This is a genomic window from Actinoplanes sp. CA-051413 (assembly GCF_050955795.1).
Taxonomy (GTDB): Bacteria; Actinomycetota; Actinomycetes; order Mycobacteriales; family Micromonosporaceae; genus Actinoplanes.
Genome location: NZ_CP192100.1, coordinates 6,289,188 through 6,312,389, shown reverse-complemented (window position 1 = coordinate 6,312,389; position 23,202 = coordinate 6,289,188). Strand labels below are relative to the sequence as shown.

Genomic DNA, 23,202 nt, shown 5'->3' with positions numbered 1-23,202 from the left:
ACGGGCACGGCCCGGTGGCGGATCGCCACCGGGCCGTCCCAATGCTCCCGGTCAGACCGGCAGAACCGCTGCCGGCTTGAGGCTGCCACCGGTCATGTGCCGCAGGTACGCGGGCAGAGTGAAGAACTCCGGGCAGGTCCGCTCGGAGAGCAGCACGGTCAGCAGGGTCCGGGCCTGACCGAAGCACCGGGCCGACTCCTCGTCCAGCGCCCCGGTCTCGGCCAGCACGTCGAGCTCCTCGCGCAGCATCCGGGTCACCAGGCCCGCGGTCACCGGCACGCCGTAGTCGGTCGGGGTGCCCGTCGAGATCCACTGCCACAGCTGGGTCCGGCAGATCTCCGCGGTCGCCGCGTCCTCCATCAGCCCGCCCAGCGCCACCGCGCCGCGCCCGCCCAGCCACGCCGCGACGTACCGCAGCGCCACGCTGACGTTGGTGCGCAGCGCGACCTCGCTGACCGTGACGGCGCTGGACTTGACGTCCAGCAGTTCCTTGGCGGTGACCCGCACGTCCTCGCGCTTGCGCACGATCTGGTGCGGCTCGAAGCCGAGCCACTGGTCGAAGACCTCCCGGCAGGTCTGCACCAGGCCCGGGTGGGCCACCCAGGAGCCGTCGAAGCCGTCGCCGACCTCGCGCCGCTTGTCCTGGCGGACCTGGTTGAGCGCCCGCTTGGCGGCCACCGGGTCCCGGCTGGGCACGACGGCGGCCATGCCGCCGATCGCGTGGGCGCCGCGCCGGTGACAGGTCTTGACCAGCAATTCCGTGTACGCCCGCATGAACGGCGCCGTCATCGTCACCTGCGAGCGCTCCGGCAGCACCACGTCCGGCCGGTTCTTGATCATGCTGAACAGGTAGTCCCAGCGGCCGGCGTTGAGTCCCGCCGAGTGCTCGCGCAGCTCGTACAGGATCTCCTCCATCTCGAAGGCCGCCGTGATCGTCTCGATCAGCACCGTCGCGCGGATCGTGCCGCGGGGGATGCCCAGCAGGTTCTGCGCGAAGACGAAGACGTCGTTCCACAGCCGGGCCTCGAGGTGGCTCTCCAGCTTGGGCAGGTAGAAGTACGGGCCGCTGCCCCGCTCGATCTGCTTGCGCCCACAGTGGAACAGGTACAGGCCGAAGTCGAACAGCGACGCCGAGACCGCCCGCCCGCCGATGCGCACGTGGCACTCCGGCAGGTGCCAGCCGCGGGGCCGGACCATGATGGTCGGCAGCTCGGTGCCGATGTTGTACTCGCGGCCGTCCGGTGCGGTGAAGTCCAGGGTGCCGTCCAGCGCGGCCCGCAGGTTGCGCTGGCCTGAGACGACGTTGTCCCAGGTCGGCGCGGTGGCGTCCTCGAAGTCGGCCATCCAGACCTTGGCGCCGGAGTTCAGCGCGTTGATCGTCATCTTCCGTTCCGGCGGCCCGGTGATCTCCACCCGGCGGTCCATCAGGTCCTCGGCCGGCGGTGCCACGGTCCAGGTGTCGTCGATGCGGATCTGCCGGGTGGACTCCAGGAAGTCCAGCTCGGTGGTCCGCGTGGCCCGGCGGCGCCGGCGGCGGTCCAGCAGCTGGACCCGGCGGGCGCCGAACTCACGGTCCAGCGCCACCACGAACTCGATCGCCTCGGGGGTCAGGACTTCGTCGTACTCGGAGGGGGAGACGGTGACTTCTTCCATCAGAACTGCTCCGCTTCGGTCGAGCCGGACAGCGCGGTGGTGGAGCTGTCGGGGTTCAGCGCCGTGGAGACGGCGTCGAAGTAGCCGGTCCCGACCTCGGCCTGGTGCTTGGTCGCCGTGTAACCGTTGGCCTCGGCCGCGAACTCGGCCTCCTGCAGCCGCACGTACGCGCTCATGCCCTCGGTGGCGTAGCCCTGGGACAGCTCGAACATCGAGTGGTTCAGCGCGTGGAAGCCGGCCAGCGTGACGAACTGGAACTTGTAGCCCATCGCGCCGAGCTCCTTCTGGAACCGGGCGATGGTGGCGTCGTCCAGGTTGCGCTTCCAGTTGAACGACGGCGAGCAGTTGTACGCCAGCATCTTGTCCGGGTGCACCTTGTGCACGGCCTCGGCGAACGAGCGGGCGAACTCCAGGTCGGGCTTGCCGGTCTCGCACCAGATCAGGTCGGCGTAGTCGGCGTACGCGACCCCGCGGGCGATGGCCGCCTCCGGACCGCTGCGCACCCGGAAGAAGCCCTCGGCTGTCCGCTCGCCGGTGAGGAACGGCTTGTCACGCTCGTCCACGTCGGTGGTGAGCAGGTCGGCGGCCAGCGCGTCGGTGCGGGCGATGATCAGGCTGGGCACCCCGGCCACGTCGGCGGCCAGCCGGGCCGCGTTGAGCGTGCGGATGTGCTGGGCGGTCGGGATGAGCACCTTGCCGCCGAGGTGGCCGCACTTCTTCTCCGAGGCGAGCTGGTCCTCCCAGTGCACGCCGGCCGCACCCGCCGCGATCATGGCCTTCATCAGCTCGAACGCGTTCAGCGGCCCGCCAAAGCCGGCCTCGGCGTCGGCGACGATGGGCGCCAGCCAGTCGCGGTCGTGCTTGCCCGCCGCGGTGTCGATCTGGTCGGCCCGCAGCAGCGCGTTGTTGATCCGGCGCACCACCGCCGGCACCGAGTTCGCCGGGTAGAGGCTCTGGTCCGGGTACGTGTGCCCGGACAGGTTGGCGTCGGCGGCGACCTGCCAGCCGGACAGGTAGATGGCCTTGAGCCCGGCCCGCACCTGCTGCACGGCCTGGCCGCCGGTCATGGCGCCGAGCGCGTTGATGTACTCCTCGTCGTGCAGCAGGTCCCACAGCCGGCGGGCGCCCCGCTCGGCCAGGGTGTGCTGTTCCTGGACGCTGCCGCGCAGCTTGACGACGTCGTGCGCCGTGTAGCTGCGGGTCACGCCCAGCCAACGGGGATCGCCGGCCCACGCCCGAGTGAGGTCCGCGGCGGTACCGCCCCTGACTTCGGTCAGCTGATCAGTCATGGTGTTAAGCCCTTCCGTTACGGCAGAACTTCACTGTTGCCGAGGCCGCAACCCCTCCTGAAGGTATTTGTGAGCAGAAGAAGTGAAGAAATTCTGTTAGCGTCAAAACCCATGACGGCTTCACCGACCGACGCGACCGTGGACCTCGTGACCCTCGGGCAGCGGCTGCGGCACCAGCGCCGGGCCAAGGGCATGACCCTCGACCAGCTCAGCGCCGCCGTCGGCCGGGCTCCTTCGCAGCTCTCGCTGATCGAGAACGGCAAACGGGAGCCGAAGCTCAGCGTGCTGCAGGCGATCGCGGGTGCTCTGGGCGTACCGATGCAGGAGCTGCTCCGGCCGGAAGCGCCGAGCCGGCGCGCCGGGCTGGAGATCGAGCTGGCCCATTTTCAGCGGGAACCGGCCTACACGGCACTGGGCCTGCCGGTCGTCCGCGGTGGCCGGCGGCTGCCCGCCGACGCCCTGGAATCGCTGATCGGCCTGCACCGCGAGCTGACCCGGCTGCTCACCGAGCAGAGCGCCACCCCGGAGGTGGCCCGCCGGGCCAACCAGCAGCTGCGCGTCGAGATGCGCGAGCGCGACAACTACTTCGACTACATCGAGCAGGCCGCGGCCAAGGTGCTGGAGTCGGTGCGGCACACGACCGGCCCGCTGTCCCAGCGCGGCATCCTCGACATCGCCGCCCACCTCGGCTTCTCGTTGCACTACGTGAACGACCTGCCCGGCTCCGCACGCTCGGTGACCGACCTGAAGAACCACAAGATCTATCTGCCGCAGGTGGCCAGCGGCAAGGGCCACGACCCGCGCGCGGTGGTGCTGCAGACGCTCGGGCACTTCGTGCTCGGCCACAACGACCCGGCCGACTACGGCGACTTCCTGCGCCAGCGGGTCGAGGTCAACTACTTCGCCGCGGCGCTGCTGATGCCGGAGAAGTTCGCCACCGACTTCCTGGGCGAGGCCAAGGCCGACCGGGCGCTGGCCATCGACGACTTCCGCGACGCGTTCGGGGTCTCCTACGAGACCGCGGCGCACCGCTTCACCAACCTGGTCACCCACCACTTCGGCATCCCGGTGCACTTCGCCCGGGTGCACGAGAGCGGCACGGTCTACAAGGCCTACGAGAACGACGACGTGCGCTTCCCGACCGACGTGACCGGCGCGATCGAGGGCCAGCCGGTGTGTCGCAAATGGGCGTCACGCACGGTGTTCGCGGCCGAGGACCCGTACTCGTCGTTCTACCAGTTCACCGACACCGGCAAGGGCACGTACTGGTGCACGGTGCACGTGGAGTCGACCCGCTCGGGCGAGTTCTCGGTGACGGTCGGGACGCCGTACCAGCATGCCCGCTGGTTCCGCGGCGGTGACACCACCCGCCGTACCGTGTCGACCTGCCCGGACCCGACCTGCTGCCGCCGGCCGCCCACGGAGCTGGTGGACCGCTGGGGCGGTCAGGCCTGGCCCAGCGCCCGGGTGCACTCGCACCTGCTGGCGGCCCTGCCGCCCGGCACCTTCCCCGGCGTCGACGCCCAGGACGTCTACGAGTTCCTGCAGCGCCGCGCCCAGTGACGGCGGCCGCCGTCCGGCATTCGTGTGCGTTGTGTGGAGATCCTGTGCGGAGTCGACCCGGGCGGTCGCTGACGGGCCGGGCCGGTGATGAGATCGCACCGTCGGCACTCGCCGCCCCGGAAGGAGACCCCATGAAATACGCTCTGGCCGTCGTCGCCGTTCTGCTCGGTGCCGCCGCATTCGTGTACGGCGGAGCCGACGACTCCCCAGGTCTGCAACTGCTGGGCGCCCTGCTCGTGATCGGCGCGATCGTCCTTGTGGTGCGAACGGTGCGACGCAGTCAGGGCAGGTCGAGCGGTTTGCGGTAGACGCGGAAGTCCGCGGGGGTGGCTCAGCGCAGCTCGGCGATCCGGGCCCGGGTGTCCGCCGGGGAGTCGGGGTGCAGGCGCTCGACGTCGGCCCGGATGTCGGCCACGGTCCGGCCGGCCAGTTCCCGCCGCCAGGCCAGCTCGGCACCGCGCATCGCCTGGGCCAGGGTGCACGACTGCCGATAGTCGACGCCCGTGTGCACGCCCGGGCCCTTGCGCAGTATCTGGTCGCAGCGGAACAGCTCCTCCGGCCCCTCGATCGCGGCCACGATGTCCAGCAGCGAGACCGCGTCCGGGTCCCGGGCCAGCCGGAAGCCGCCGCGCGGGCCGGAGACCGACGTCAGGATCCCGGCCCGGACCAGGGCCTGGAGCTGCTTGTTCAGATAGGCCGGTGGCAGCTCGTAGAACGCCGCGAGGGTGCCGGTCGGCACCGGCGTGTCGAGCCAGCTCAGGTTGAGGCACGTGTGGAGGGCCCATTCGACGCCCTGACTCATCCGCATGGTCCTGGACTTTACATGTCCAGAATCTCGTGCCTATCCTGGACCTCCAACATCCAGGAACGGGGAACGACCATGACACTGGTACACGCAGCCCAGGCAGAGGTCCTCGACAGCGACCCGGCCAGCGTGATCACCCTGCTGCTCGACCCCGAGCACACCGGCGGCGCCCTGACCAGCAACCGCACGCTGCTCAAGCACGGCACCGAGGGCGCTCCGCCGCATCAGCACACGCTGTCCGGCGAGCTGTTCTTCGTGCTCGGCGGCGCCCTCGAGGTGCTCGTCGGCACGGAGCTGCAGACCTTGCACGAGGGCGACGCCCTGTTCGTCCCGCCGGGCACTCCGCACGCTTTCGCCCCGGCCGACGGCCAGGACGCCGACTTCCTCGTGGTCATCACGCCCGGCAAGCCGCGGTTCGACTATTACCGGCTGCTCGACGAGGTGCACCGCGGCGAGGCGACCTGGTCGCAGGTCGGCGAGACGCAGGACCGCTTCGACAACCACTACGTGGACAGCCCGGTATGGGCGGCCCGTCGGCAACCGGCCGGGCGATGACCGGCCCCGGGCGTCGCCGGGCCGCCCTGGCGCTGCTGGCGTTCGCCATGCTGATCGTCTCGCTGGACCAGTACATCGTGGTGGTCGCGCTCCCGGACATCCGGCGTGACCTGGGCTTCTCCGCTCAGACCCTGCAGGCCGTGGTCACCGCCTACGCCGTCGCGTCCAGCGGTTTCCTGCTGCTCGGTGGCCGCGCCGCCGACCTGCTCGGCCGGCGCCGGGTCCTGGTCACCGGGCTCGCGCTGTACGCGGCCTCGGCCCTGGCCGGCGGTCTGGCCCGCAGCCCGGAGATGCTGCTGAGCGCCCGCGCGGTCCAGGGCCTGGGCGGTGCGTTGGTCTTCCCGACGACGCTGGCCCTGGTCAACGTCACCTTCCCGGAGGGCCGGGCCCGCAACCGCGCGCTCGGCGTGTGGGGCGGCGCGGGCGCGGCCGGCCTGGTCCTCGGCGTCCTGCTCGGCGGTGTCCTCACGCGCGCGTTCGGGTGGCCGGCGGTGTTCCTGATCAACGCACCCCTGGCGGCCGCGGCGCTGCTGCTGGCGTTCCCGCTGCTGCCGGCCGATGCCCGGCGCGCCGAGGGGCGGTCGTTCGACCTGCTGGGCGCGCTCAGCGCCACCGGCGGCATCACGCTTCTGGTGTTCGCGCTGGTGAAGGGGCCGGAGGCCGGCTGGGCCTCGCCGGTCGTGCTCGGCCCGGCGTCGGCCGGGCTGGCGCTGCTCGCCGCGCTGGTCGTGATCGAGCGGCGGGCCGCCGACCCGCTGGTGCCGCCAGGGCTGCTGCGTCGCAACGTCGTCGCGGCGGTCGGGCTCGCGGCGATGTTCGCGGCGACCTTCGGCTCGGTGCTGTACTTCCTGTCGATCTACTTCCAGGACGTCCGCGGCTACGACTCCCTGCGCACCGGCCTGGCCTTCCTGGTGCCCACCGCCGTGGTCGTGACCGGCTCCACGGTGGCCGGCCAGGTGGTGACCCGCTTCGGCCTGCGCCGCACCCTCGTCGCGGCGCTGGTGGTGGGCGCGGCGGGTGCCGCGGCGCTGGGTCTGGCGATGACGCGGGACAGCTCGTACGCGGCACTGCTGCCCGGACTGGTCGCACTCAGCATCGGCGACGGGGTGGTCTTCACCGCCATGTTCATCGCCGTGGCCACCGGTGTCAGCGACCGGGAGCAGGGCATCGCCTCGGGGCTCGCCTCCACCGGATCCGGGGTCGGCGCCGCGCTCGGCCTGGCCGTCCTGGTCCTCGTCGCCCAGCACAGCATCCGCGCGGCGGTCCTGACGGTCGCGGCCGGGATCGTGCTCACGATGCTGGTCGCGTGGGTCCTGCGACCGGCGGCCGCCGAGTCCCGGCCACCGATCCTCATGCGACCTTGCTGAGCATGACCCGCTCGGCCGGGTTCAGGCGCGGCGCTGGGCGACGCGGGCGGTGCCGCGCGCCTGTGCGGGCACGATGGCCTGGGACACCGGTATCCCGGCGCCGAGCCGGATCACCAGGGGAGCGTCGACGAGGTCGCTGTGCTCCAGCAGGGTGTGCTCCTCCCACGACAGCCGGACGTCGGCCGAGCAGCGCGCCACCCGCACGTGCGCCAGACGGCCGGCCCGTACGGTGGCCGCCAGGCCCTGCACGGTGAACGTCACGGACAGGCACAGCCGTAGCTCGTACACGGTTTCCTGGTCGACGAGCACGTCGAGGTGCGGGTCGTAGGTGACCCGGACCAGGTGGTCGTCCAGCGTGACCAGCCGGGTGACGTCGGCGTCGGCGGCGGTCTCCCGCGCGGCGTCGACCAGGCAGTGGTAGCCCATCAGCCCGGAGAGCAGGATCGAGCCGAGGTCCTCCTCGAGCAGGCCGCCGGCCGCCGCGGAGAGCTCCGCACCGAGCGCTGCCCGGGCCGGGCCGGACAGGCGGCCGGGGATCGCATCGACCGCGGCCTCCACCGGACCGCCCTCGGTGAGCTGACGGGTCAGCGTCGCGTCGTCGGCGCCGAGGAAGTCGCGCAGGTGGCCGGTCACGATCCCGCCGCCTCGATCGTCGTCCGGCCCGCCGCGGGGTGCCGGCGCACGGAGATGGCGATCTCCGGAGCGGTGGTCCGCGCGGTCACCACCGCCGTACGGCTGCCCGGCTCGGCCACCACCGTCACGTGCTGTCGCAGCCACCGCCGGCCTCTGGGCAGACGGATCACACCGGACCTCATAGCGACCATCTCCTCGTGATCACTATGCGCGCGTCGGGCAAGTTTCCTGCGCGTTGAGTCGTTGATCCGCTCGTGTTCAGCCTGGGAGGTAATCCTCCAGGAGGGCCGGCGTCAGTCCGGCCTTGTGGATCGCGCGCAGCGCGGCCAGGAAATCCCGTACGAAGGCCGGCCGGAAGTGCATCAGGATGACGTCGCCCGGCTGGACCCGGTGACCCTCCTGGTAGCGCACCTTGCCCTTGTGGACCGTCTCCTTCCACATGAACGCGGCCTTGATCCCGCAGTCGCGCGCCGCTCGCAGTGTGGTGGCGTCCTTGGTGCCGAACGGCGGCCGGAACAGCACGGGCCGGCGTTGGTAGCGGTGACCCAGCCGGTCCGCCGAGCCGCAGATCTCCCGGTGCTGGAACGCGTACGACTTGCCGCGCAGCTCGGTGTGGGTGATCGTGTGCGCCTCGATGACCGCGCCGTGCTCCTGCAGGCGCGCGAAGTACGCCTCGTCGTCGTGGATGGCGTCGGTGGTCAGGAACAGCGTGACCGGGATGCCGGCGGCCGCCAGCAACGCCGGCGCCTCCGGCACCTTCAGGTAGCCGTCGTCGATGGTGATGAAGGCGACCGGCTGCTGCGTCGGGACCCGCGACAGGTACGGCACACTGCCCGACGCCGGAAGGGTGATCGGCACGGGCGGCGGCGCCGGTGGAAAGACGGGTATGTCGGCGGAGGTCCAGCCCTTGCCCCCGGTCGGCGCCGCGGGCCGGCTTGTCGGCGTCGTCGGTGTCGCCGGCGCTGTGATCAGGTGTTCGGCCGGCGGCGAGGCCGAGGGCAGCACCTCCGGCGCGCCTGAGCCGGCCGAGCAGGCAGCCAGGGGCAACCCCAGCAGGCAGACGACAGCGGTGGCGAGGGCTCGTCGGGACATCGGCAAGATCACATGGGCAAGCTAGAGAACGCCCGCAACCGCACACGGTGACCCGGGCGTCGCGGACACGGCATCCTGGCTGGTCAGACGCTCAGCAGGTGGGGGATCCGGCCCGGGTCGGTCGGGGCCAGCAGGTGCAGCAGCGAGCGGGCCGCCGCGATCACCAGCGCCCGGTCGTACGTCGTGGCGAACACGAACCGCCGTTCCGCCTCGGGCCCGGTGTCACCGAGGTCGCGAGCGACCAGCGCCGCCGCCTGGTGCGGGCCCACGACCAGCACGTTCCACTCGCCGCGCAGTGCGTCTCCGGCGGTGAAGTGGGCGCCGCGGACGCCGGGTGCCGGTTCGTCGCTCAGGCCGGTGCCCAGCGCCGCGACCATCGGGCTGCGCTCGGCGATCGCGGCGTACCGGCGGGCGGTCGCGCGGGTGAAGTGCCGAGCCTCCTGGAAGCAGGCGAGCAGCACGGGCGGCTGGTGGCTGTCGCGGGCCAGGGCCTCCAGGTGCTTGCTGATCGGCATCAGCGTCGACTTGGTCGTGACCACGGTGGGGCGCTGGGCGGCGACGATCTCGAACGGCGTCCCGCCCGTCGGACCGCCCATCGCCGGCCGCAGCAACGGCAGGTGGGCACCCGGCGGCGCGGGGACGGGCGGCAGGGGACCGGGGCGCCCGTACAGCCAGCCCTGGCCGACGGTCGCGCCCATCGTGCGGGCGATCGCCTCGTGCTCCGCCGTCTCCACCCCCTCGGCGAGGATGGTGGCCCCGCTGGCCTCGGCGTACGCCGCGACGGCGGCCACCACGTGCGAGGTGTGCGGATCCTGCGGGGCGTGCAGCAGGCTCATGTCCAGCTTGACGACGTCCGGATGCACGAACGGCATCAGCGCCAGCGACATCGGGTCGGCGCCCACGTCGTCCAGGGCCACGCCCCAGCCCGCCGCCCGGCAGCTCGCCGTCGCCGACAGCAGCCCGGCCGGGTCCGCCGCGATCGCCCGCTCGGTCATCTCGGTGACCACGCGCAGCCGGCTCTGCGCCCGGGCCACGATGGGGGCCAGATCGTCGGGGCAGGGTGTGTGCCAGGCCGTCGGCTCCATGTTGACGAACAGGGTCTGCTCCAGGCCGGCGTCCAGCGCGGCCCGGTACGCCGACGCCCGGCACACCCAGTCGAGCTCGTTGTCGCGTCCGGCGGCGCGGGCCGCGGCGAACAGCGTCACCGGCGACTCCCAGGGGCTGCCGGCCGGGCCCCGGCTGAGCGCCTCGTAGCCGAGCACGCGCCGCGTGGCGATGTCCACCAGCGGCTGGAAGGCGGAGGTCACGGCGCGGCCGTCGATGACGTTGTGAATGTTCCGCACGTCTTCGACATCGGCGGCCCGGGCGGATGTCTGAGGAGTTGGATCGATGTTAATACGAATTACCTTACTATCAGTGGTTCTATTAGCAGCCGATGGCCGCTTAGCGTCACGGACATGAATCGACGCACCCTGTTGAAAGGTGCCGCTGCCGGACTGGCGGGCACCGCCGTCGCCCCCGCCGCGGCCCGGGCCGCCCTGCCCGCCGGCATGCCGACCTACACCTACCTCCGCGACGCGCTCACCATGCCGCTGAACTACAACCCGACCGGGGAGTTCATCTTCCCCTGCATCCGCGGCGTCTACGACAAGATCAGCGGCGCGCGGGCCCGGTACTACCTCTACTACGCGCCGCACGAGAAGCCGGGCGGCATCTGTGTCGCGTACGCGAACTCGCTCGCCGGCCCGTTCACCGAATACTCCGCCAACCCGTTGATCGACAATGTCCTGCCCAGTACGACGGTCAGTCATGTGTCGTCTCCGCACGTCATCTGGGACGCCGCCACCCGGCAGTTCTTCTGCTACTTCCACGGCGAGAACACAACTACCCGGGTGGCCCGTTCCGCGGACGGCATCAATTTCCGGGACGAGACGCCGATCCTGAGCACGCGGCTGGTGCCGGGCACCTCGGAGACCTCGTACGCCCGGGTCTTCGAGCACACTCTGCCCGGACGCGGCAACAAGTACGTCATGGTGTTCATGGGCGTGAAGAGCGGGCGGCGGATCTTCTACGGCTGGTCACCCAACGGCTGGGACCAGTGGCAGTTCAGTCCCACCCCGCTGGTCAACCCGGAGGGCGACGGCCTCACCGACATCGCCGCGCCGGCCCTGGTCAAGCGCAACAACACGACGTACGTGGCGTACCACGGCAACGACGGGAAGATGCGGATCACCGAGGTCGGCAACGCCTTCGACCGGGAGAACCACCTGGGTGTCTTCTACAGCCCGATCGCCTCCGACAACGGCCGCGCCGCCGCGCCGTCGTTCGGCACCGACGGCGGGACGCCGTACATGTTCTATGAGGCCGGGCCGCGTCTGCAGGCCCGGATCTGCATCGCGCGCGCCGGCTGACGCTCAGAGAGCGCTCCCTTTACCGATGGTATCGAAAAACTTCGTTGGCTCTCTTTACTGTTAACAAGCTTTAACTTACGTTGAGCGTATCGCCGACGGAGCTTCCATCCATCGGGCATCGTCGATACCGACCGGGTTCTCCGGCGCGGTACCGGCGTGCCCGCGGCAGGCCGGGTTCCCCCAAACTCCGGCCTGCCGCCCCCATGAAGAGGAGCGCTTCATGAGAAGAAGAACCACTCTGCCGCTGCTGACCGTCGCCACGGTCGGCGCCTCACTGTTCGTCGCCGTCGCGCCGGCCTCGGCGCACGGCTACATCTCCTCACCGCCCAGCCGGCAGGCCAACTGCGCCCGCGGCGCGGTGGCCAACTGCGGTGACATCATCTACGAGCCGCAGAGCGTCGAGGCGCCCAAGGGCTCGACGCAGTGCAACGGCGGTGGCAGCCGCTTCGCCGTCCTCAACGACAACAGCCGCAACTGGCCGGCCGCGAGCGTCGGCTCGTCCGTGACGTTCAACTGGGTGCTCACCGCCCGGCACTCCACCAGCACGTGGGAGTACTTCATCGGCGGCACCCGGCTGGCCTCCTTCAACGACGGCGGCGCGCAGCCCGGCGCCACCAAGTCGCACACCGTCAGCATGGGCGGCTTCACCGGCCGGCAGACCGTGCTGGCCCGGTGGAACATCGCCGACACGGTCAACGCGTTCTACTCCTGTGTGGACGTCAACATCGGTGGCGGTGGCGGCAACCCGCCGCCCACCACGCCGCCGCCGACCACGCCGCCCACCCAGCCCACGACGCCGCCGCCGACGACCCAGCCGCCGGCCGGTGGCACCTGGCGGGCCGGCACCGCGTACTCGCCCGGCAACGTCGTCACCTACGGCGGGGCCTCGTACAGCTGCCGGCAGGCGCACACCGCGCTGGCCGGCTGGGAGCCGCCGAACGTACCGGCTCTCTGGTCCCGCATCTGATCCACGCCCCGCGGACGGGTCCACGGCCACCGGCGTGGACCCGTCCGTCCGGCACCGGAGGAGGTGTCACCGTGCGTCGTCTGGCCACCGCCCTGCTGATGCTGATCACGCTGGCCGGCTGTGCCGCCGAACCGGCGCAGCCGCCACCGCCGGCGTACAACAGCACCGACGTGATGTTCCTGCAGATGAGCCTCGACTACATCCGCCAGGGTGAGCAGGTCGTCGCGCTGGCCGGGCCGCGGGCCACCAACCCCGAGGTGCGCACGCTGATCAACGAGCTGGGCGGGCAGTGGCAGAGCGAGGCGGCCACCATGGGCCGCTGGCTGACCGGCTGGCAGCAGCCGCCGTCGGCCGACCCGGCCGCCGGCGCCCACGCCGGGCACGGCGACCTGCATTCGCTGCGGCCCGCCGACATCGCCGAGCTCGAGGCCGCCCGCGGCGCCGACTTCGACCGTACGGCGGTCAGCCTGCTCCTGGGCCACCTGCACAACTGTGTCGAGGTGACCCGGATGGAGGTGACCGGTGGGCAGTACCCGCCCGCCAAGGCCCTCGCCGAGACGATGACCACCCAGCGGCAGTCGCAGATCCAGGCCATGCTCGCCCTGGCCGCATGAGCCGTCCGGCCCTGATTGAAGCTTCAAACCAGCAGTAGGATGGGCTGGTGACCGCCGAACCGCCACGCTGGCTCAGCCCCGACGAGCTGCGGGCCTGGCTGCCCGTGGGTGGCCTGCTGCTGAAGCTCCCCGCCGCCCTGGACGCCCAGATGCAACGCGACTCGGGCCTGAGCCACTTCGAATACCTCGTGCTGGCCAACCTCTCCGAGGCCCCCGAGCGGACCCGCCGGATGAGCGCCCTGGCCGCGCTGGCCAACGGCTCACTGTCCCGGCTCTCGCACGTGGTCAAGCGCCTGGAGGCCCGCGGCTGGATCGAGCGCAAGGCCTGCCCGTCGGACGGCCGCTACACCAACGCGGTGCTCACCGACGCCGGCTGGGAAAAGGTGCTGGCCAGCGCGCCGGGACACGTCGAAGCCGTCCGCACACTGGTGCTGGACGCGTTGTCCCCGGAGGAGCTCGACCAGCTCGGCGCCATGGCCCGGCGCCTGCTCGAGCGACTGGAGCCGGGCGACGCCCGGAATGCCTTTCCCGGCTGATCAACCGGCCCGATAATGTCGCGGCATGGCCGACCTCATCGCTCCCACCGCCCGGCTGCACGAATCCTGGCTGCGCTCGCGCGACGACTGGGGTCGCGGCGTGCACCAGGACGGTGCGGGCCTGCGGCCCGGGGACGACGTGGACAGTCCGGACGGGTTCGCCGCCTGGGTGCGCCGGCTGCTGCGCGAGGCCGACCCGGCCGTGCCGGTTCCGGAGGGCCTGGTCCACTGCACGTACTGGTGGATCGTCGAGGACGACGAGGTGCTCGGCGCGATCGCGCTGCGCCACGAGCTCAACGACTTCCTGCTGCGGGCCGGCGGGCACATCGGTTACGGCGTACGGCCGTCTGCGCGCCGCCGCGGCCTGGCATCGTTCGCGCTGGGCGAGGTCCGGCCGTACGCGGCCAAGCTCGGCCTGCCACGCGTCCTGGTCACTTGCAACGTGGCCAACGAGGGTTCCCGCCGCACGATCGAGCGCAACGGCGGTGAGCTGGAGGACATCCGCGACACCGAGATCGGCCGGCTGCGCCGCTACTGGATCACCCTCCCGCGCGCCACCTGACCTCAGCCGACCAGGCGGCGTTCCCAGGCCCAGGCGGCGATCTCCACCCGGTTGCGGGCCCCGAGCTTGGTCTGCACGCTGCCCAGGTGCGTCTTGACGGTGCCGACCGAGATGAACAGCTGCGTCGCGATCTCCGCGTTGGTCAGCCCGCGGGCGGCCAGCTTGACCACGTCGAGCTCGCGCGGGGACAGGCCGCCGTCGTCGCCGGTCGGGGCCGGTGGGGACAGATGCTCCAGCAGCCGTACGGTGATCGACGGGCTGATCAGCGCGTCCCCGGACACCGCCGCGCGCACCGCCTCCACCAGCAGCGCCGGTCCCGAGTCCTTCAGCAGGAAGCCGGCCGCGCCGTTGCGCAGCGCCTGGTGCACGTACTCGTCGAGGTCGAAGGTCGTCACGACGACCACCTTGATCGGATCCGCGACGCCCGGCCCGGCCAGCAGCCGCAGGGCCTCCAGGCCGTCCATCCGGGGCATCCGGATGTCGAAGAGCGCCACGTCCGGCTTGAGCTTGCGGGCCATCGCCACCGCCTCGACGCCGTCCGCGGCCTCGCCGATCAGCTCCATGTCGGGCTGCGCACCGATGATCATGCCGAAGCCGGTCCGTACCATCGCCTGGTCGTCGGCGATCATCACGCGGATCACCGCGTCACCTCCTGGTCGAGCGGCAGGGCGGCGTCGACGACCCAGCCGCCGTCGATGCCCGGCCCGGCGGTGATGCGACCGCCGACCGCGCGGACCCGTTCGGTCAGGCCCACGAGACCGTACCCCGGCGCCTCGCGCGGCATCGCGGCGCGCGGCGCCGCGCCGTCGTTCGCCACCCGGACGAGCAACCAGTCAGCGGTACGGCGCACCCACACGTCCGCGACCCGGGCGTCCTTGGCGTGCCGCCGGATGTTGGTCAGCGCCTCCATCACCACCCGGTACGCCGACGTGGACACCTCCACCGGGAGCCCCGCCGTGCTGCCGTCCACGTGCAACCGGGCGAGCACCTCACCCGCGTTGCTGAACTGCTCCAGCAGCGGGGCCAGCTCGTCCACCCCGGCCAGCGGCGCGAGCGGCGCGTCCGGCCGGGCGTCCGGATCACGCAGCACCCCGACCATCCGGCGCATCGAGGCCATCGTCTCGGCGCCGGCCGCCTCGATCTGCTCCAGCGCCAGCAGCACCCGCTTCGGGTCCTGCTCGGCGATGAACCGCGCGCCCTGCGCCTGCACGACGATGCCGGTGACGTGGTGGGCGATGAAGTCGTGCAGGTCCCGGGCGAACTCGGCGCGCTGCTCGGCGCGGACCGAGTCCATCGCGCGTACCCGGGTCGACTCGATGATGCGCAGGTAGACCGCCAGGGCGATCACCGCGGTCGCGACCAGCCCCAGGGCCAGGCCGGCGATGACGTAGTCGTCGCCGGTGCCGGCCCGCATCGGCATGAACCCGATGGCCATGCCGAGCAGCAGCACGGCACCGACCGCCCACCGGCTGTCGCCCCGGCGGCACACCACGAACAGGACCGCGAGCAGTCCGACCGACTCGGCCAGGCCGAAGCTGCCCCCGACGCCGCTCGACGCACCGCCGATCCCGATGGTCAGCACCAGGGAGAACCCCGCCAGCAGCATGGCCGCCTTGGGCAGCCGGGCCGAACCCTGCCGGTGGGCGGGCAGCCAGACGGCGGCCGTCGACAGCGCGCCGATGAACAGGGCGAGGCCCAGGACCGGCCCGCCCGCGGACACGCCGGAGGCCAGGTCGATCAGCCCGAGCATCGCCATCAGCAACAGGGTGGCGAGCTGGGCGCCCCGGCGGATCAAGTTCGGTCGCGTCAACATCGTGACCCAGCGTAACCGCTGCTCAACGCGCCTCCATCGGCCGAAAGACAGATCCGCCGCGGCCGCCGATCCCCGCTGCGGGCTGATGTGCGCAGTGCCACCCGACCATCAGGCTGCTCCCAGCTTCACCGACTACTGGAGGATCCCTGATGAGAACGCAGTCCCCGGCCGCGGCGCCGACGACATCGATGGCCGGCCCCGACGACGGCATGACCGCCGTCGCCGCCGTGGACCTGGTCAAGGTGTACGGCAGCGGGGAGACCGCCGTCCGTGCCCTCGACGGCGTGACGGTCGGCTTCCCCCGCGCCCAGTTCACCGCCATCATGGGACCGTCCGGCTCGGGCAAGTCCACGCTGATGCACTGCCTGGCCGGGCTCGACACGGCCACCTCGGGCCGGGCGCTGCTGGGCGGCACCGACCTGACCGTGCTCAGCGACAAGGTCCTCACCCGGGTCCGCCGCGAGCGGATCGGCTTCGTCTTCCAGTCGTTCAACCTGCTCCCGCAGCTCACCGCCGAGCAGAACATCACCCTGCCGCTGGACCTGGCCGGCCGGCGGGCCGAGTCCGGGCTGTTCGCCCACCTCGCCGACGTTCTGGGCCTCAACGGGCGGCTCACCCACCGGCCCAGCGAGCTCTCCGGCGGCCAGCAGCAGCGGGTCGCGCTGGCCCGGGCGCTGGTCTCGCGCCCCGAGGTCGTCTTCGCCGACGAGCCGACCGGCAACCTGGACTCCCGCTCCGGCGCCGAGGTGCTGTCGTTCCTGCGCAACTCCGTGCGCGAACTCGGCCAGACCATCGTCATGGTCACCCACGATCCGGGCGCCGCCGCGTACGCCGACCGGGTCGTGCTGCTGGCCGACGGCAAGGTGGCCGGCGAGCTGGACCGGCCCGACCGCGCGTCGATCGCTGACGCCCTGCAGCACCTGGGGACCTACCGATGAACGTGCTCCGTACCCAGCTGGCCGGCGTCTCCCGGCGCCCGGCCCGGCTGCTGCTCACCGGCCTGGCCATGCTCGTGGCGTCCTTCGTGGTCTACGCCACCGTGCTGGCCCAGCAGATCACCGAGCGCACCATGCTCGACGGCCTCAGCGGCACGCCCGCCGCCGTCGACCTCGTCGTCGGCGGGGAATCGGACACCGGCAACATACCGGCCATCACCCGCGCCGACCTGGCCCGGCTCCAGGCGGTGCCCGGCGTCGCCGAGGCGGCCGGCCGGACGGAGTTCGGCGGCCAGACCGGCAGCGACTACCTGAACATCACGGCCGACCCGGGCAGCGGCCCGCTGGCCGTCGCCCACGTCACCCAGGGCCGGTACCCGTCCGCACCGGGCGAGATCGCGGTGACCCCGCGCACGGCGGACCGGATGGGCCTGCCCGTGGGCAGCACGGTCTCACTGATCACCAGCTGGGACGACGACGGCAAGCCCGGAAAGCCCGTGCGGCTCACGGTCACCGGTCTGGCCGACGCCCGCGACGACTACGGCTTCACCGCGTACGCCCCGACGGCCACCATCCTGGCGCTGAGCCCCGACACCACCCTGTTCAAGGTGGACCTGCGCCTGGCCCCGGGAGCCGACGCCACCGCCGTCCGCGCGGAGCTCGACCGGATCGTGCAGAGCATGCCGGCCCCGCCCGAGGGCGCCGAACGCGCGCTGATCCGGGCCGGCGCGGACGTGCGCACCGACGAGGCGAACCGCGCGGCCTCCGAACTCAACGAGCTGTTCGCCGTCGTCGGGATGTTCGTGGCCATCGCCGTGGTCGCCGCCGGGCTGGTCGCCACCTCCACGTTCCGCATCGTGTTCGCCCAGCGGATGCGCCAGCTGGCGCTGCTGCGGGCGGTCGGCGCCGGACGCAGCTCGATCAGCCGGGCACTGGCCGCCGAAGGTGCCCTGACCGGATTCGTCGCCGGCCTGGTCGGCGTGCTGGGGGCCCTGGCCGTCGGCCACGTCCTGCCACCGGTGCTGCGCGCCTTCGACGTCGCGGTGTCCTCGCCAGGTGTCCCGGTGCTGCCCGCGGCCGGGGTGATCCTGCTGTCCGTGCTGATCACCGTGCTGGCCGTGCTGGCCCCGGCGTTCTCGGCCGCGAAGGTCGCCCCGCTGGAGGCGCTGCGCTCGGCGAGCACCACCGGCGGCCGGCGCGACATCGGCAAGCTGCGGTGGGCGTTCGGGCTGCTGCTCACGCTGATGGCGGCCGGCGCGGCCGCGTACGTGATCGTCAACCTGCCGGACCGCGACGCGAAGAACTACACGCCCGCACCGATGCTGCTGACGGTGGTCATCTCCGGAGCGCTGGCCTTCTTCGCCCTGATGGCGCTGGGCCCGGTCCTGGTCCGCCCGGTACTGGCCACGGTGGGCTGGCCGCTGCGCCGGCTCGGCGCCGTAGGCCGGCTCGCGGTGGGAGGAGTCGGCGGAGCGCCCCGGCGAGCCGCAGCGGTGTCGGTCGTGGTGGCGCTCGGCGTCACCCTGATCGCCGGCGTCGTGGTGACCGGAGCCTCGGTCCGGGTGCTCGCCGACCGCGAGATGGCCTCGGCCGTACCCGCCGACTACGAACTCGCCGCCAACGCCGACGAGCGGGTCCCGGCCGCCCTGGTCGACCAGGCGAAAGCCAGCCCCGACCTGGCCCACGTGACGCCGTACCGGCGCCTCGACACGGTCACGATCGGCGGCGACGAGTCGCAGCTGCAGGCCACCGACCTCGACATGGACGCGCTGCCGACCATGAAGAACATCGACGTGTCGGCCGGCACGCTGGCCGGCATCAAACCCGGCGCGGTGGCGATCTCGGGCTTCGCCACGGACCTGTCCGGGCTGGCGGTCGGCGACACCACAACGCTGACCAGCGGCAAGAAGAAGCTCCAGGTCACGGTCGCGGCGGTCCTGCCGGACACCGGGCCGCTGCAGTCGTCCCTGCTGCTGGACCCGAACGACCTGAGCAAGCTCGGAGCGCCGGCGACCTACTCCGGGCTGCTGGCGGACGCGGCAAAGTCGGGCGAGGACGGGCGTACCGCCGGACAGAAGGCCATGCAGCAGCTGGTCCAGGGCCGCACGGGCCTGGGCGTCACGGTCCTGGCCGACCAGCGGGACCAGTTCAACCTGATCCTGAACGGCGTCCTGGCCGTGGCAATCGGCCTGGTCGGGCTGACGGTGCTGATCGCAGTGGTCGGCGTGGGCACAACAACGGCGCTGTCGGTGGTGGAACGGGTCCGCGAATCGGGCCTGTTGCGGGCGGTCGGCCTGTCCCGCGGCGGGCTGCGAGCGATGCTGACCGCGGAATCAAGTCTCTACGGCGTGATCGGCGCGACGATCGGCCTGGTCCTGGGGGTGCCGTACGCGTGGCTGTCGATCAAGGCGCTGGGGGTGAATGCGCCGCTGGCCTTGCCGGTGTGGCAGTTGGCGGCGGTGTTCGTGACGCTGGTGCTGTTCACGGCGGTGGCTGGGGTGTTGCCGGCTCGGCGGGCTTCGCGGGTCAGTCCGGTTGCTGCGCTGGCTACTGACGGCTGATTGGGCGGGATCGGGGGTCGCCCTCGGCGGTTTGTTGACGCCGGGGGTGGCCCTTGTTCCGGGTGCTTCCTGGCCTTTTATGCCGGCCTTTTCGCCTGCTGTTCCGGTCTGTTGTGCCGTTTCGACTGCGCCGCTGTTCACTACCGCCGCTCTCCGCTATCGCCGCTCTCCGCTACTGCCCCTCTTCGCCCCCTTCGCGCCCGCTGCGTCGGCCGGTCTTACCGGCCGATGTCCGCGGCGACTTCGGGCGTTCGTGGCCTCGTTCTTGTCGTACCCGGCGGATAGATTTCCGGAGTGACCGATCAGCCCGCAGACCTTCCCGCCGAGACCGTGCCACTTGATCACGCGGATCTCGCGGCGGTGGATCCCGAGCTGCGCGAGCCGCTGCCGACGATCATGGCGGCGACTCCGCGGCCGTTGACCCTCGACGTGTTGCCGGCCCGGCGGGCGCTCGGCGCCGAGCTGCGGCCCACCGACGAGTTGTTGTCGCGGGACGGCCGGATCACGCTGGAGACCCGGCAAGCGGGGGAGACCAGTGTGCTGATCGCCCGGCCCGCCGGGATGGAGGGGCCGCTGCCCGGGGTCGTCTACCTGCACGGCGGCGGGATGATCGCCGGAGACGAGCGGAGTGACCTGCCCGGGGTCCTGGAGTGGGTCGAGCAGGTCGGCGTCGTGGTCGTCTCGGTCGCGTATCGGCTGGCGCCCGAGCACCCGTACCCGGCCGGCGTCGAGGATTGTCACGCCGCGCTCACCTGGACCCTGGCGCACCTGGACGAGCTGGGCATCGACGGCCGGGTGGTGCTGGCCGGCACCAGTGCCGGCGGTGGACTGGCAGCCGGGACAGCGCTGCTGCACCGCGACCGCGGCGGTGCGGATCTGGCTGGGCTGCTGCTGATGTGCCCGATGCTGGACGACCGGAGGGTGGACGCGCCGGTGCGCCCGTACGACACGTGGAGCTCGGTCTCGAACCGGACCGGATGGACCGCCCTGCTCGGGGCCGCCCGTGGCGGCCCGGATGTCCCGCCCTACGCCGCGCCGGCGCGCGCCACCGACCTGTCCGGTCTGCCCCCGGCCTTCATCGACGTGGGCACGGCCGACATCTTCCTGGACGAGGACGTGACCTTCACCCAACGGATCTGGGCGGCAGGAGGGCGGGCCGACCTGCACGTGTGGGCAGGCGGATTCCACGCGTTCGACCACCTGGTCCCGGAGGCGCAGATCTCCGGTGAGGCCCGGGCCGCGCGGGTCGGATGGCTGAAGCGCATCCTCCAGACCAGGCCCTACGTCACCGTGTAGTGCGCGACCGTGTCCTCGCGGCCGATCAGGAACTCGTCGTCCTCGGGATAGAAGACGGCCCGGGAGATGTCCGAGCCCGCGAAGCCCTGGATCACCTCGATCGACTCCCACCAGCTCAGCGTGACGACCTCGGTGCGGCCGTCACCCAGATCCCGGGTCCACATCTGCGCGTCGACGTTGCCCGGCGTGCCGCGGTAGGCGGCCATGCCGGTCTCCTCGATGTAGGCGACGTATTCGGCGGCCCGGTCGGTGGCGACCCAGCCACGCCACATGCGTGCGATCACCCGTTCGACACTAGGCCGTGCACCATCCGCAGGACCAGCCCCGCGGCCAGCGCCGGATCGTCACCCACCACCCCGAGCGCGTCGTACGCCGGGAACGACGTCGCCGCCACCACCCCGGCCAGCACCGCCTCGCCCTGCCCGGCCAGCACGGCCTCGCCCTGCCCGGGCAGCACCGCCTCGCCCTGCCCGGGCAGCACCGCCTCGCCCTGCCCGGGCAGCACCGCCTCGCCCTGCCCGGGCAGCACCGCCTCGCCCTGCCCGGGCAGCACCGCCTCGCCCTGCCCGGGCAGCACCGCCTCGCCCTGCCCGGGCAGCACCGCCTCGCCCTGCCCGGGCAGCAACCGCCGGAACTGCTCGCGCCGCCGATCCTCGCGCCCGGCCAGATGCGCCGCGATGCCGGCGTCGACCGCGGCCAGCCCGAAGAGTGGCCGCAGCACCGCGCGCTCGCCGTGCCAGAAGCGACAGGTCTGCTCCACGACGAAGGCCAGCGCCTCGTCGGGGCCCAGCTCTCGTGACGCCGTCAGCAGCTGATCCATGCCGGCCCGGCTGGTCAGCTCGGTGAGCACCGCGTCGAGCAGCCCGGCCTTGTTGCGCACCTGGTTGTAGACGGTGACCCGGGTGACCCCGGCCCGAGTAGCGACGGCTTCGAGGGTGAACTCCCGCCACGGCACGGTGGCAAGCAGCTCGCGGGCAGCGGCGATGACCGCCTGCCGGGTCGCTGCGGTGGCGTCGGCTCGCCGCATCGTCGATCCCCCAAACGCTTGACGCCGTGTATAGCGAGTCACTATACACGCTGTATGACGAATGGAAATTTGATCGAGTTCGGCGGGCTCCCGGGCACCGGCAAGTCCACACTGGCCGCTCATCTCGCGGACCGCAGCGGCGCGGTGTGGCTGCGCATCGACGAGATCGAGGGCGCGATGCGACGCAACGGGCTGACAGCGGGCCAGACCGGGGTGGCGGCGTACTCGGTCGCCCACGACGTGGCGGCGAGCCACCTCCGGCGCGGGCTCACGGTGATCGCGGACGCGGTGAACCCGGTGGACGCGGCCCGCCTCGGCTGGCGTGACCTGGCCCGGTCGGTGCAGGCCCGGCACGTCGTGATCGAGACGTCGTGCCCGGACGCGGCCCGGCTCGACCGGATCGCCGAGCGCGAGCCGGACCTGCTCGTCCCGCTGACGGTGGACGCCTATGAGCCGCGCACCGACGAGCGGCTGATTGTCGACACGACCCGGCCGTTGAGCGAGTGCCAGGCCGATGTGGCCCGCCACACCGGACTCACGCCGTGACGGACGCAGCGGCCACGGGTCGTTGCGGGGTGTGTCGGCTGTGCAACCCGGTCGCGTCCCACACCACCCGCGTCACGTACTCGAAGGAGGCGCGGTCCCATCCGTTGCCGCTCCGGCGGGCGGTAGGACGGGTCGACGTCGGCGCCCACTAGCCTGAACGCGTCCTCGCCTGGCTTGCCTGCCCGGGCTCGCTGCGAGGCCGGACCACGTGATGGCCGGGCTGGAAGCCCATGCTCGGCCCGGAGGCCCATGGCCGGGAGGCCGGGCTCGGCCGGGATCCTGGCAATAGGGGCGACTGGTCGCCTGACGAGGGGAGTTGGGTCGGCGTGAGTGACTGGCCACTTGCCGAGCTGCGGCTGACCTGCCGCGAGGTCTCCTTGCGGCCGGTCCGCGAGGTAGACCTTCCGACACTGGCCGCGATCCTTCCCGCCGACTTCGAGCAGGACCCACGCCTCGAACTCTTCCCAGGCCTGAGCGCCGAAGCGAACCAGCGCCGGCTCTTCTACCAGGGCTACTGGAAGTCGCTCGGCACGTGGTCACCCTCGGCGTGGGTGTTGCACTTCGCGGTCACGTACCGGAACGAGCTCGTCGGGGTGCAGACCCTGGAGGCCGAGAATTTCCCGGTGCTGCGGACCGTGGATTCAGCGTCCTGGCTGGTGCCGGGCGTGCGCGGGCGTGGGCTCGGGGTGGCGATGCGGACGGCAGTGCTCAGCCTCGCCTTCGACCACCTGGGCGCGGTCGCGGCGGTGTCGTCAGCCGTGGCTGGCAACGCGGCGTCGCTCGGGGTGTCGCGCCGCATCGGCTACGCCGAGAACGGGGTCGGCCTGATCGTCGTCCCCGGAGGCGAGGTGGGTGAGCTACGGAACCTCCGGCTCACCGTGGACGCCTGGCGGGCCGCGGCGGCCCACCCTGGCGCCCGGCCCGAGGTGACCGTCGATGGTCTCACGCCGTGCCTGCCGTGGTTCGGGCTGCGCTGA

General features: G+C 72.0%; 25 protein-coding genes. 14 read left to right on the top strand and 11 right to left on the bottom strand.

The features are described 5' to 3' along the window. Positions 1–51: 51 nt before the first annotated feature. The gene (gene aceB, locus ACQP2Y_RS29760) at positions 52–1,653 is read right to left on the bottom strand and encodes a malate synthase A (protein WP_433718414.1); all 1,602 of its coding nucleotides are present in this window, start codon (positions 1,651–1,653) and stop codon (positions 52–54) included. Continuing rightward, positions 1,653–2,942, bottom strand: coding sequence for an isocitrate lyase (gene aceA, locus ACQP2Y_RS29755; protein WP_433718412.1), 1,290 nt, complete (start codon positions 2,940–2,942; stop codon positions 1,653–1,655). The genes aceB and aceA overlap by 1 nt, the downstream gene beginning before the upstream one ends. Before the next feature lie 111 nt (positions 2,943–3,053). On the opposite strand from aceA, the gene ACQP2Y_RS29750 reads away from it, so the two are divergent. Both ACQP2Y_RS29750 and ACQP2Y_RS29745 read left to right on the top strand, forming a co-directional pair. Beyond that, positions 3,054–4,505, top strand: coding sequence for a helix-turn-helix domain-containing protein (locus ACQP2Y_RS29750; protein WP_433718410.1), 1,452 nt, complete (start codon positions 3,054–3,056; stop codon positions 4,503–4,505). A gap of 131 nt (positions 4,506–4,636) precedes the next feature. Next, entirely contained in the window at positions 4,637–4,813 is a 177-nt protein-coding gene (locus tag ACQP2Y_RS29745) for a hypothetical protein (RefSeq protein ID WP_433718408.1), read from the top strand. Positions 4,814–4,836: 23 nt separating this feature from the next. Here the strand turns inward: ACQP2Y_RS29745 and ACQP2Y_RS29740 are convergent, their stop codons facing one another. Then, a complete protein-coding gene (locus ACQP2Y_RS29740) occupies positions 4,837–5,313 on the bottom strand; it encodes an RrF2 family transcriptional regulator (RefSeq protein ID WP_433718406.1) in 477 nt (158 codons plus the stop codon). A 72-nt stretch (positions 5,314–5,385) separates the two neighbouring features. On the opposite strand from ACQP2Y_RS29740, the gene ACQP2Y_RS29735 reads away from it, so the two are divergent. After that, positions 5,386–5,865, top strand: coding sequence for a cupin domain-containing protein (locus ACQP2Y_RS29735; RefSeq protein WP_433718405.1), 480 nt, complete (start codon positions 5,386–5,388; stop codon positions 5,863–5,865). Next, positions 5,862–7,232 (top strand): MFS transporter, encoded by a 1,371-nt coding sequence (locus ACQP2Y_RS29730; protein ID WP_433718404.1) that lies wholly within the window; start codon positions 5,862–5,864, stop codon positions 7,230–7,232. Before ACQP2Y_RS29735 ends, ACQP2Y_RS29730 begins: the two co-directional genes overlap by 4 nt. A 21-nt stretch (positions 7,233–7,253) precedes the next feature. Here the strand turns inward: ACQP2Y_RS29730 and ACQP2Y_RS29725 are convergent, their stop codons facing one another. From ACQP2Y_RS29725 to ACQP2Y_RS29710, 4 genes are all read right to left on the bottom strand, one after another. Further along, positions 7,254–7,865 (bottom strand): hypothetical protein, encoded by a 612-nt coding sequence (locus tag ACQP2Y_RS29725; RefSeq protein ID WP_433718402.1) that lies wholly within the window; start codon positions 7,863–7,865, stop codon positions 7,254–7,256. Continuing rightward, entirely contained in the window at positions 7,862–8,047 is a 186-nt protein-coding gene (locus tag ACQP2Y_RS29720; RefSeq protein WP_433718400.1) for a hypothetical protein, read from the bottom strand. Before ACQP2Y_RS29720 ends, ACQP2Y_RS29725 begins: the two co-directional genes overlap by 4 nt. A 76-nt stretch (positions 8,048–8,123) precedes the next feature. Next, the gene (locus tag ACQP2Y_RS29715; RefSeq protein ID WP_433718399.1) at positions 8,124–8,957 is read right to left on the bottom strand and encodes a polysaccharide deacetylase family protein; all 834 of its coding nucleotides are present in this window, start codon (positions 8,955–8,957) and stop codon (positions 8,124–8,126) included. An 83-nt stretch (positions 8,958–9,040) separates the two neighbouring features. Next, on the bottom strand, positions 9,041–10,300 hold the full coding sequence (locus tag ACQP2Y_RS29710; RefSeq protein WP_433718397.1) for a sensor domain-containing phosphodiesterase: 1,260 nt from the start codon (positions 10,298–10,300) through the stop codon (positions 9,041–9,043). A 114-nt stretch (positions 10,301–10,414) separates the two neighbouring features. On the opposite strand from ACQP2Y_RS29710, the gene ACQP2Y_RS29705 reads away from it, so the two are divergent. From ACQP2Y_RS29705 to ACQP2Y_RS29685, 5 genes are all read left to right on the top strand, one after another. After that, positions 10,415–11,368 (top strand): hypothetical protein, encoded by a 954-nt coding sequence (locus tag ACQP2Y_RS29705; protein WP_433718396.1) that lies wholly within the window; start codon positions 10,415–10,417, stop codon positions 11,366–11,368. A gap of 220 nt (positions 11,369–11,588) precedes the next feature. Then, positions 11,589–12,335 (top strand): lytic polysaccharide monooxygenase, encoded by a 747-nt coding sequence (locus ACQP2Y_RS29700; protein WP_360543672.1) that lies wholly within the window; start codon positions 11,589–11,591, stop codon positions 12,333–12,335. 71 nt (positions 12,336–12,406) lie between these two features. After that, entirely contained in the window at positions 12,407–12,949 is a 543-nt protein-coding gene (locus ACQP2Y_RS29695; RefSeq protein WP_433718395.1) for a DUF305 domain-containing protein, read from the top strand. A 47-nt stretch (positions 12,950–12,996) separates the two neighbouring features. After that, positions 12,997–13,485 (top strand): MarR family winged helix-turn-helix transcriptional regulator, encoded by a 489-nt coding sequence (locus ACQP2Y_RS29690; protein WP_360816019.1) that lies wholly within the window; start codon positions 12,997–12,999, stop codon positions 13,483–13,485. Between the two features lie 25 nt (positions 13,486–13,510). After that, positions 13,511–14,047 carry a GNAT family N-acetyltransferase gene (locus tag ACQP2Y_RS29685; RefSeq protein ID WP_433718394.1) on the top strand — a complete coding sequence of 179 codons (537 nt, stop codon included), beginning with the start codon at positions 13,511–13,513 and terminating at the stop codon, positions 14,045–14,047. Positions 14,048–14,049: 2 nt separating this feature from the next. Here ACQP2Y_RS29685 and ACQP2Y_RS29680 read toward each other — a convergent pair whose 3' ends face one another. Together ACQP2Y_RS29680 and ACQP2Y_RS29675 are read right to left on the bottom strand one after the other, a co-directional pair. Further along, a complete protein-coding gene (locus tag ACQP2Y_RS29680; RefSeq protein ID WP_212989301.1) occupies positions 14,050–14,688 on the bottom strand; it encodes a response regulator in 639 nt (212 codons plus the stop codon). Next, positions 14,685–15,860: a sensor histidine kinase gene (locus tag ACQP2Y_RS29675; RefSeq protein ID WP_433718393.1), complete on the bottom strand. Its 1,176-nt coding sequence runs from the start codon at positions 15,858–15,860 to the stop codon at positions 14,685–14,687. The genes ACQP2Y_RS29680 and ACQP2Y_RS29675 overlap by 4 nt, the downstream gene beginning before the upstream one ends. Positions 15,861–16,009: 149 nt before the next feature. Here ACQP2Y_RS29675 and ACQP2Y_RS29670 point away from each other — a divergent pair, with 149 nt between their 5' ends. From ACQP2Y_RS29670 to ACQP2Y_RS29660, 3 genes are all read left to right on the top strand, one after another. Then, positions 16,010–16,798: an ABC transporter ATP-binding protein gene (locus tag ACQP2Y_RS29670; RefSeq protein ID WP_433718392.1), complete on the top strand. Its 789-nt coding sequence runs from the start codon at positions 16,010–16,012 to the stop codon at positions 16,796–16,798. Beyond that, positions 16,795–19,356, top strand: a complete 2,562-nt coding sequence (locus ACQP2Y_RS29665) for an ABC transporter permease (RefSeq protein WP_433718391.1) — start codon at positions 16,795–16,797, stop codon at positions 19,354–19,356. Before ACQP2Y_RS29670 ends, ACQP2Y_RS29665 begins: the two co-directional genes overlap by 4 nt. Positions 19,357–19,650: 294 nt before the next feature. Further along, positions 19,651–20,652: an alpha/beta hydrolase gene (locus tag ACQP2Y_RS29660; RefSeq protein ID WP_433718390.1), complete on the top strand. Its 1,002-nt coding sequence runs from the start codon at positions 19,651–19,653 to the stop codon at positions 20,650–20,652. Here the strand turns inward: ACQP2Y_RS29660 and ACQP2Y_RS29655 are convergent. Next, the gene (locus ACQP2Y_RS29655; RefSeq protein ID WP_360820131.1) at positions 20,637–20,936 is read right to left on the bottom strand and encodes an antibiotic biosynthesis monooxygenase family protein; all 300 of its coding nucleotides are present in this window, start codon (positions 20,934–20,936) and stop codon (positions 20,637–20,639) included. The two genes, ACQP2Y_RS29660 and ACQP2Y_RS29655, sit on opposite strands and share 16 nt — an antisense overlap. Continuing rightward, positions 20,933–21,679 (bottom strand): TetR family transcriptional regulator, encoded by a 747-nt coding sequence (locus ACQP2Y_RS29650; RefSeq protein WP_433718389.1) that lies wholly within the window; start codon positions 21,677–21,679, stop codon positions 20,933–20,935. The genes ACQP2Y_RS29655 and ACQP2Y_RS29650 overlap by 4 nt, the downstream gene beginning before the upstream one ends. 54 nt (positions 21,680–21,733) lie before the next feature. Between ACQP2Y_RS29650 and ACQP2Y_RS29645 the strand changes: the two genes are divergently transcribed. Then, the gene (locus tag ACQP2Y_RS29645; protein WP_433718388.1) at positions 21,734–22,225 is read left to right on the top strand and encodes an AAA family ATPase; all 492 of its coding nucleotides are present in this window, start codon (positions 21,734–21,736) and stop codon (positions 22,223–22,225) included. Positions 22,226–22,551: 326 nt separating this feature from the next. Then, positions 22,552–23,202 carry a GNAT family N-acetyltransferase gene (locus ACQP2Y_RS29640; RefSeq protein WP_433718386.1) on the top strand — a complete coding sequence of 217 codons (651 nt, stop codon included), beginning with the start codon at positions 22,552–22,554 and terminating at the stop codon, positions 23,200–23,202.

Bases quoted from the DNA above. Each gene is read 5' to 3' on its own strand.
- aceB (WP_433718414.1), bottom strand. From the start codon at position 1,653: ATGGAAGAAGTCACCGTCTCCCCCTCCGAGTACGACGAAGTCCTGACC.
- aceA (WP_433718412.1), bottom strand. From the start codon at position 2,942: ATGACTGATCAGCTGACCGAAGTCAGGGGCGGTACCGCCGCGGACCTC.
- ACQP2Y_RS29750 (WP_433718410.1), top strand. From the start codon at position 3,054: ATGACGGCTTCACCGACCGACGCGACCGTGGACCTCGTGACCCTCGGG.
- ACQP2Y_RS29745 (WP_433718408.1), top strand. From the start codon at position 4,637: ATGAAATACGCTCTGGCCGTCGTCGCCGTTCTGCTCGGTGCCGCCGCA.
- ACQP2Y_RS29740 (WP_433718406.1), bottom strand. From the start codon at position 5,313: ATGCGGATGAGTCAGGGCGTCGAATGGGCCCTCCACACGTGCCTCAAC.
- ACQP2Y_RS29735 (WP_433718405.1), top strand. From the start codon at position 5,386: ATGACACTGGTACACGCAGCCCAGGCAGAGGTCCTCGACAGCGACCCG.
- ACQP2Y_RS29730 (WP_433718404.1), top strand. From the start codon at position 5,862: ATGACCGGCCCCGGGCGTCGCCGGGCCGCCCTGGCGCTGCTGGCGTTC.
- ACQP2Y_RS29720 (WP_433718400.1), bottom strand. From the start codon at position 8,047: ATGAGGTCCGGTGTGATCCGTCTGCCCAGAGGCCGGCGGTGGCTGCGA.
- ACQP2Y_RS29715 (WP_433718399.1), bottom strand. From the start codon at position 8,957: ATGTCCCGACGAGCCCTCGCCACCGCTGTCGTCTGCCTGCTGGGGTTG.
- ACQP2Y_RS29705 (WP_433718396.1), top strand. From the start codon at position 10,415: ATGAATCGACGCACCCTGTTGAAAGGTGCCGCTGCCGGACTGGCGGGC.
- ACQP2Y_RS29700 (WP_360543672.1), top strand. From the start codon at position 11,589: ATGAGAAGAAGAACCACTCTGCCGCTGCTGACCGTCGCCACGGTCGGC.
- ACQP2Y_RS29685 (WP_433718394.1), top strand. From the start codon at position 13,511: ATGGCCGACCTCATCGCTCCCACCGCCCGGCTGCACGAATCCTGGCTG.
- ACQP2Y_RS29675 (WP_433718393.1), bottom strand. From the start codon at position 15,860: ATGTTGACGCGACCGAACTTGATCCGCCGGGGCGCCCAGCTCGCCACC.
- ACQP2Y_RS29670 (WP_433718392.1), top strand. From the start codon at position 16,010: ATGAGAACGCAGTCCCCGGCCGCGGCGCCGACGACATCGATGGCCGGC.
- ACQP2Y_RS29665 (WP_433718391.1), top strand. From the start codon at position 16,795: ATGAACGTGCTCCGTACCCAGCTGGCCGGCGTCTCCCGGCGCCCGGCC.
- ACQP2Y_RS29650 (WP_433718389.1), bottom strand. From the start codon at position 21,679: ATGCGGCGAGCCGACGCCACCGCAGCGACCCGGCAGGCGGTCATCGCC.
- ACQP2Y_RS29645 (WP_433718388.1), top strand. From the start codon at position 21,734: ATGACGAATGGAAATTTGATCGAGTTCGGCGGGCTCCCGGGCACCGGC.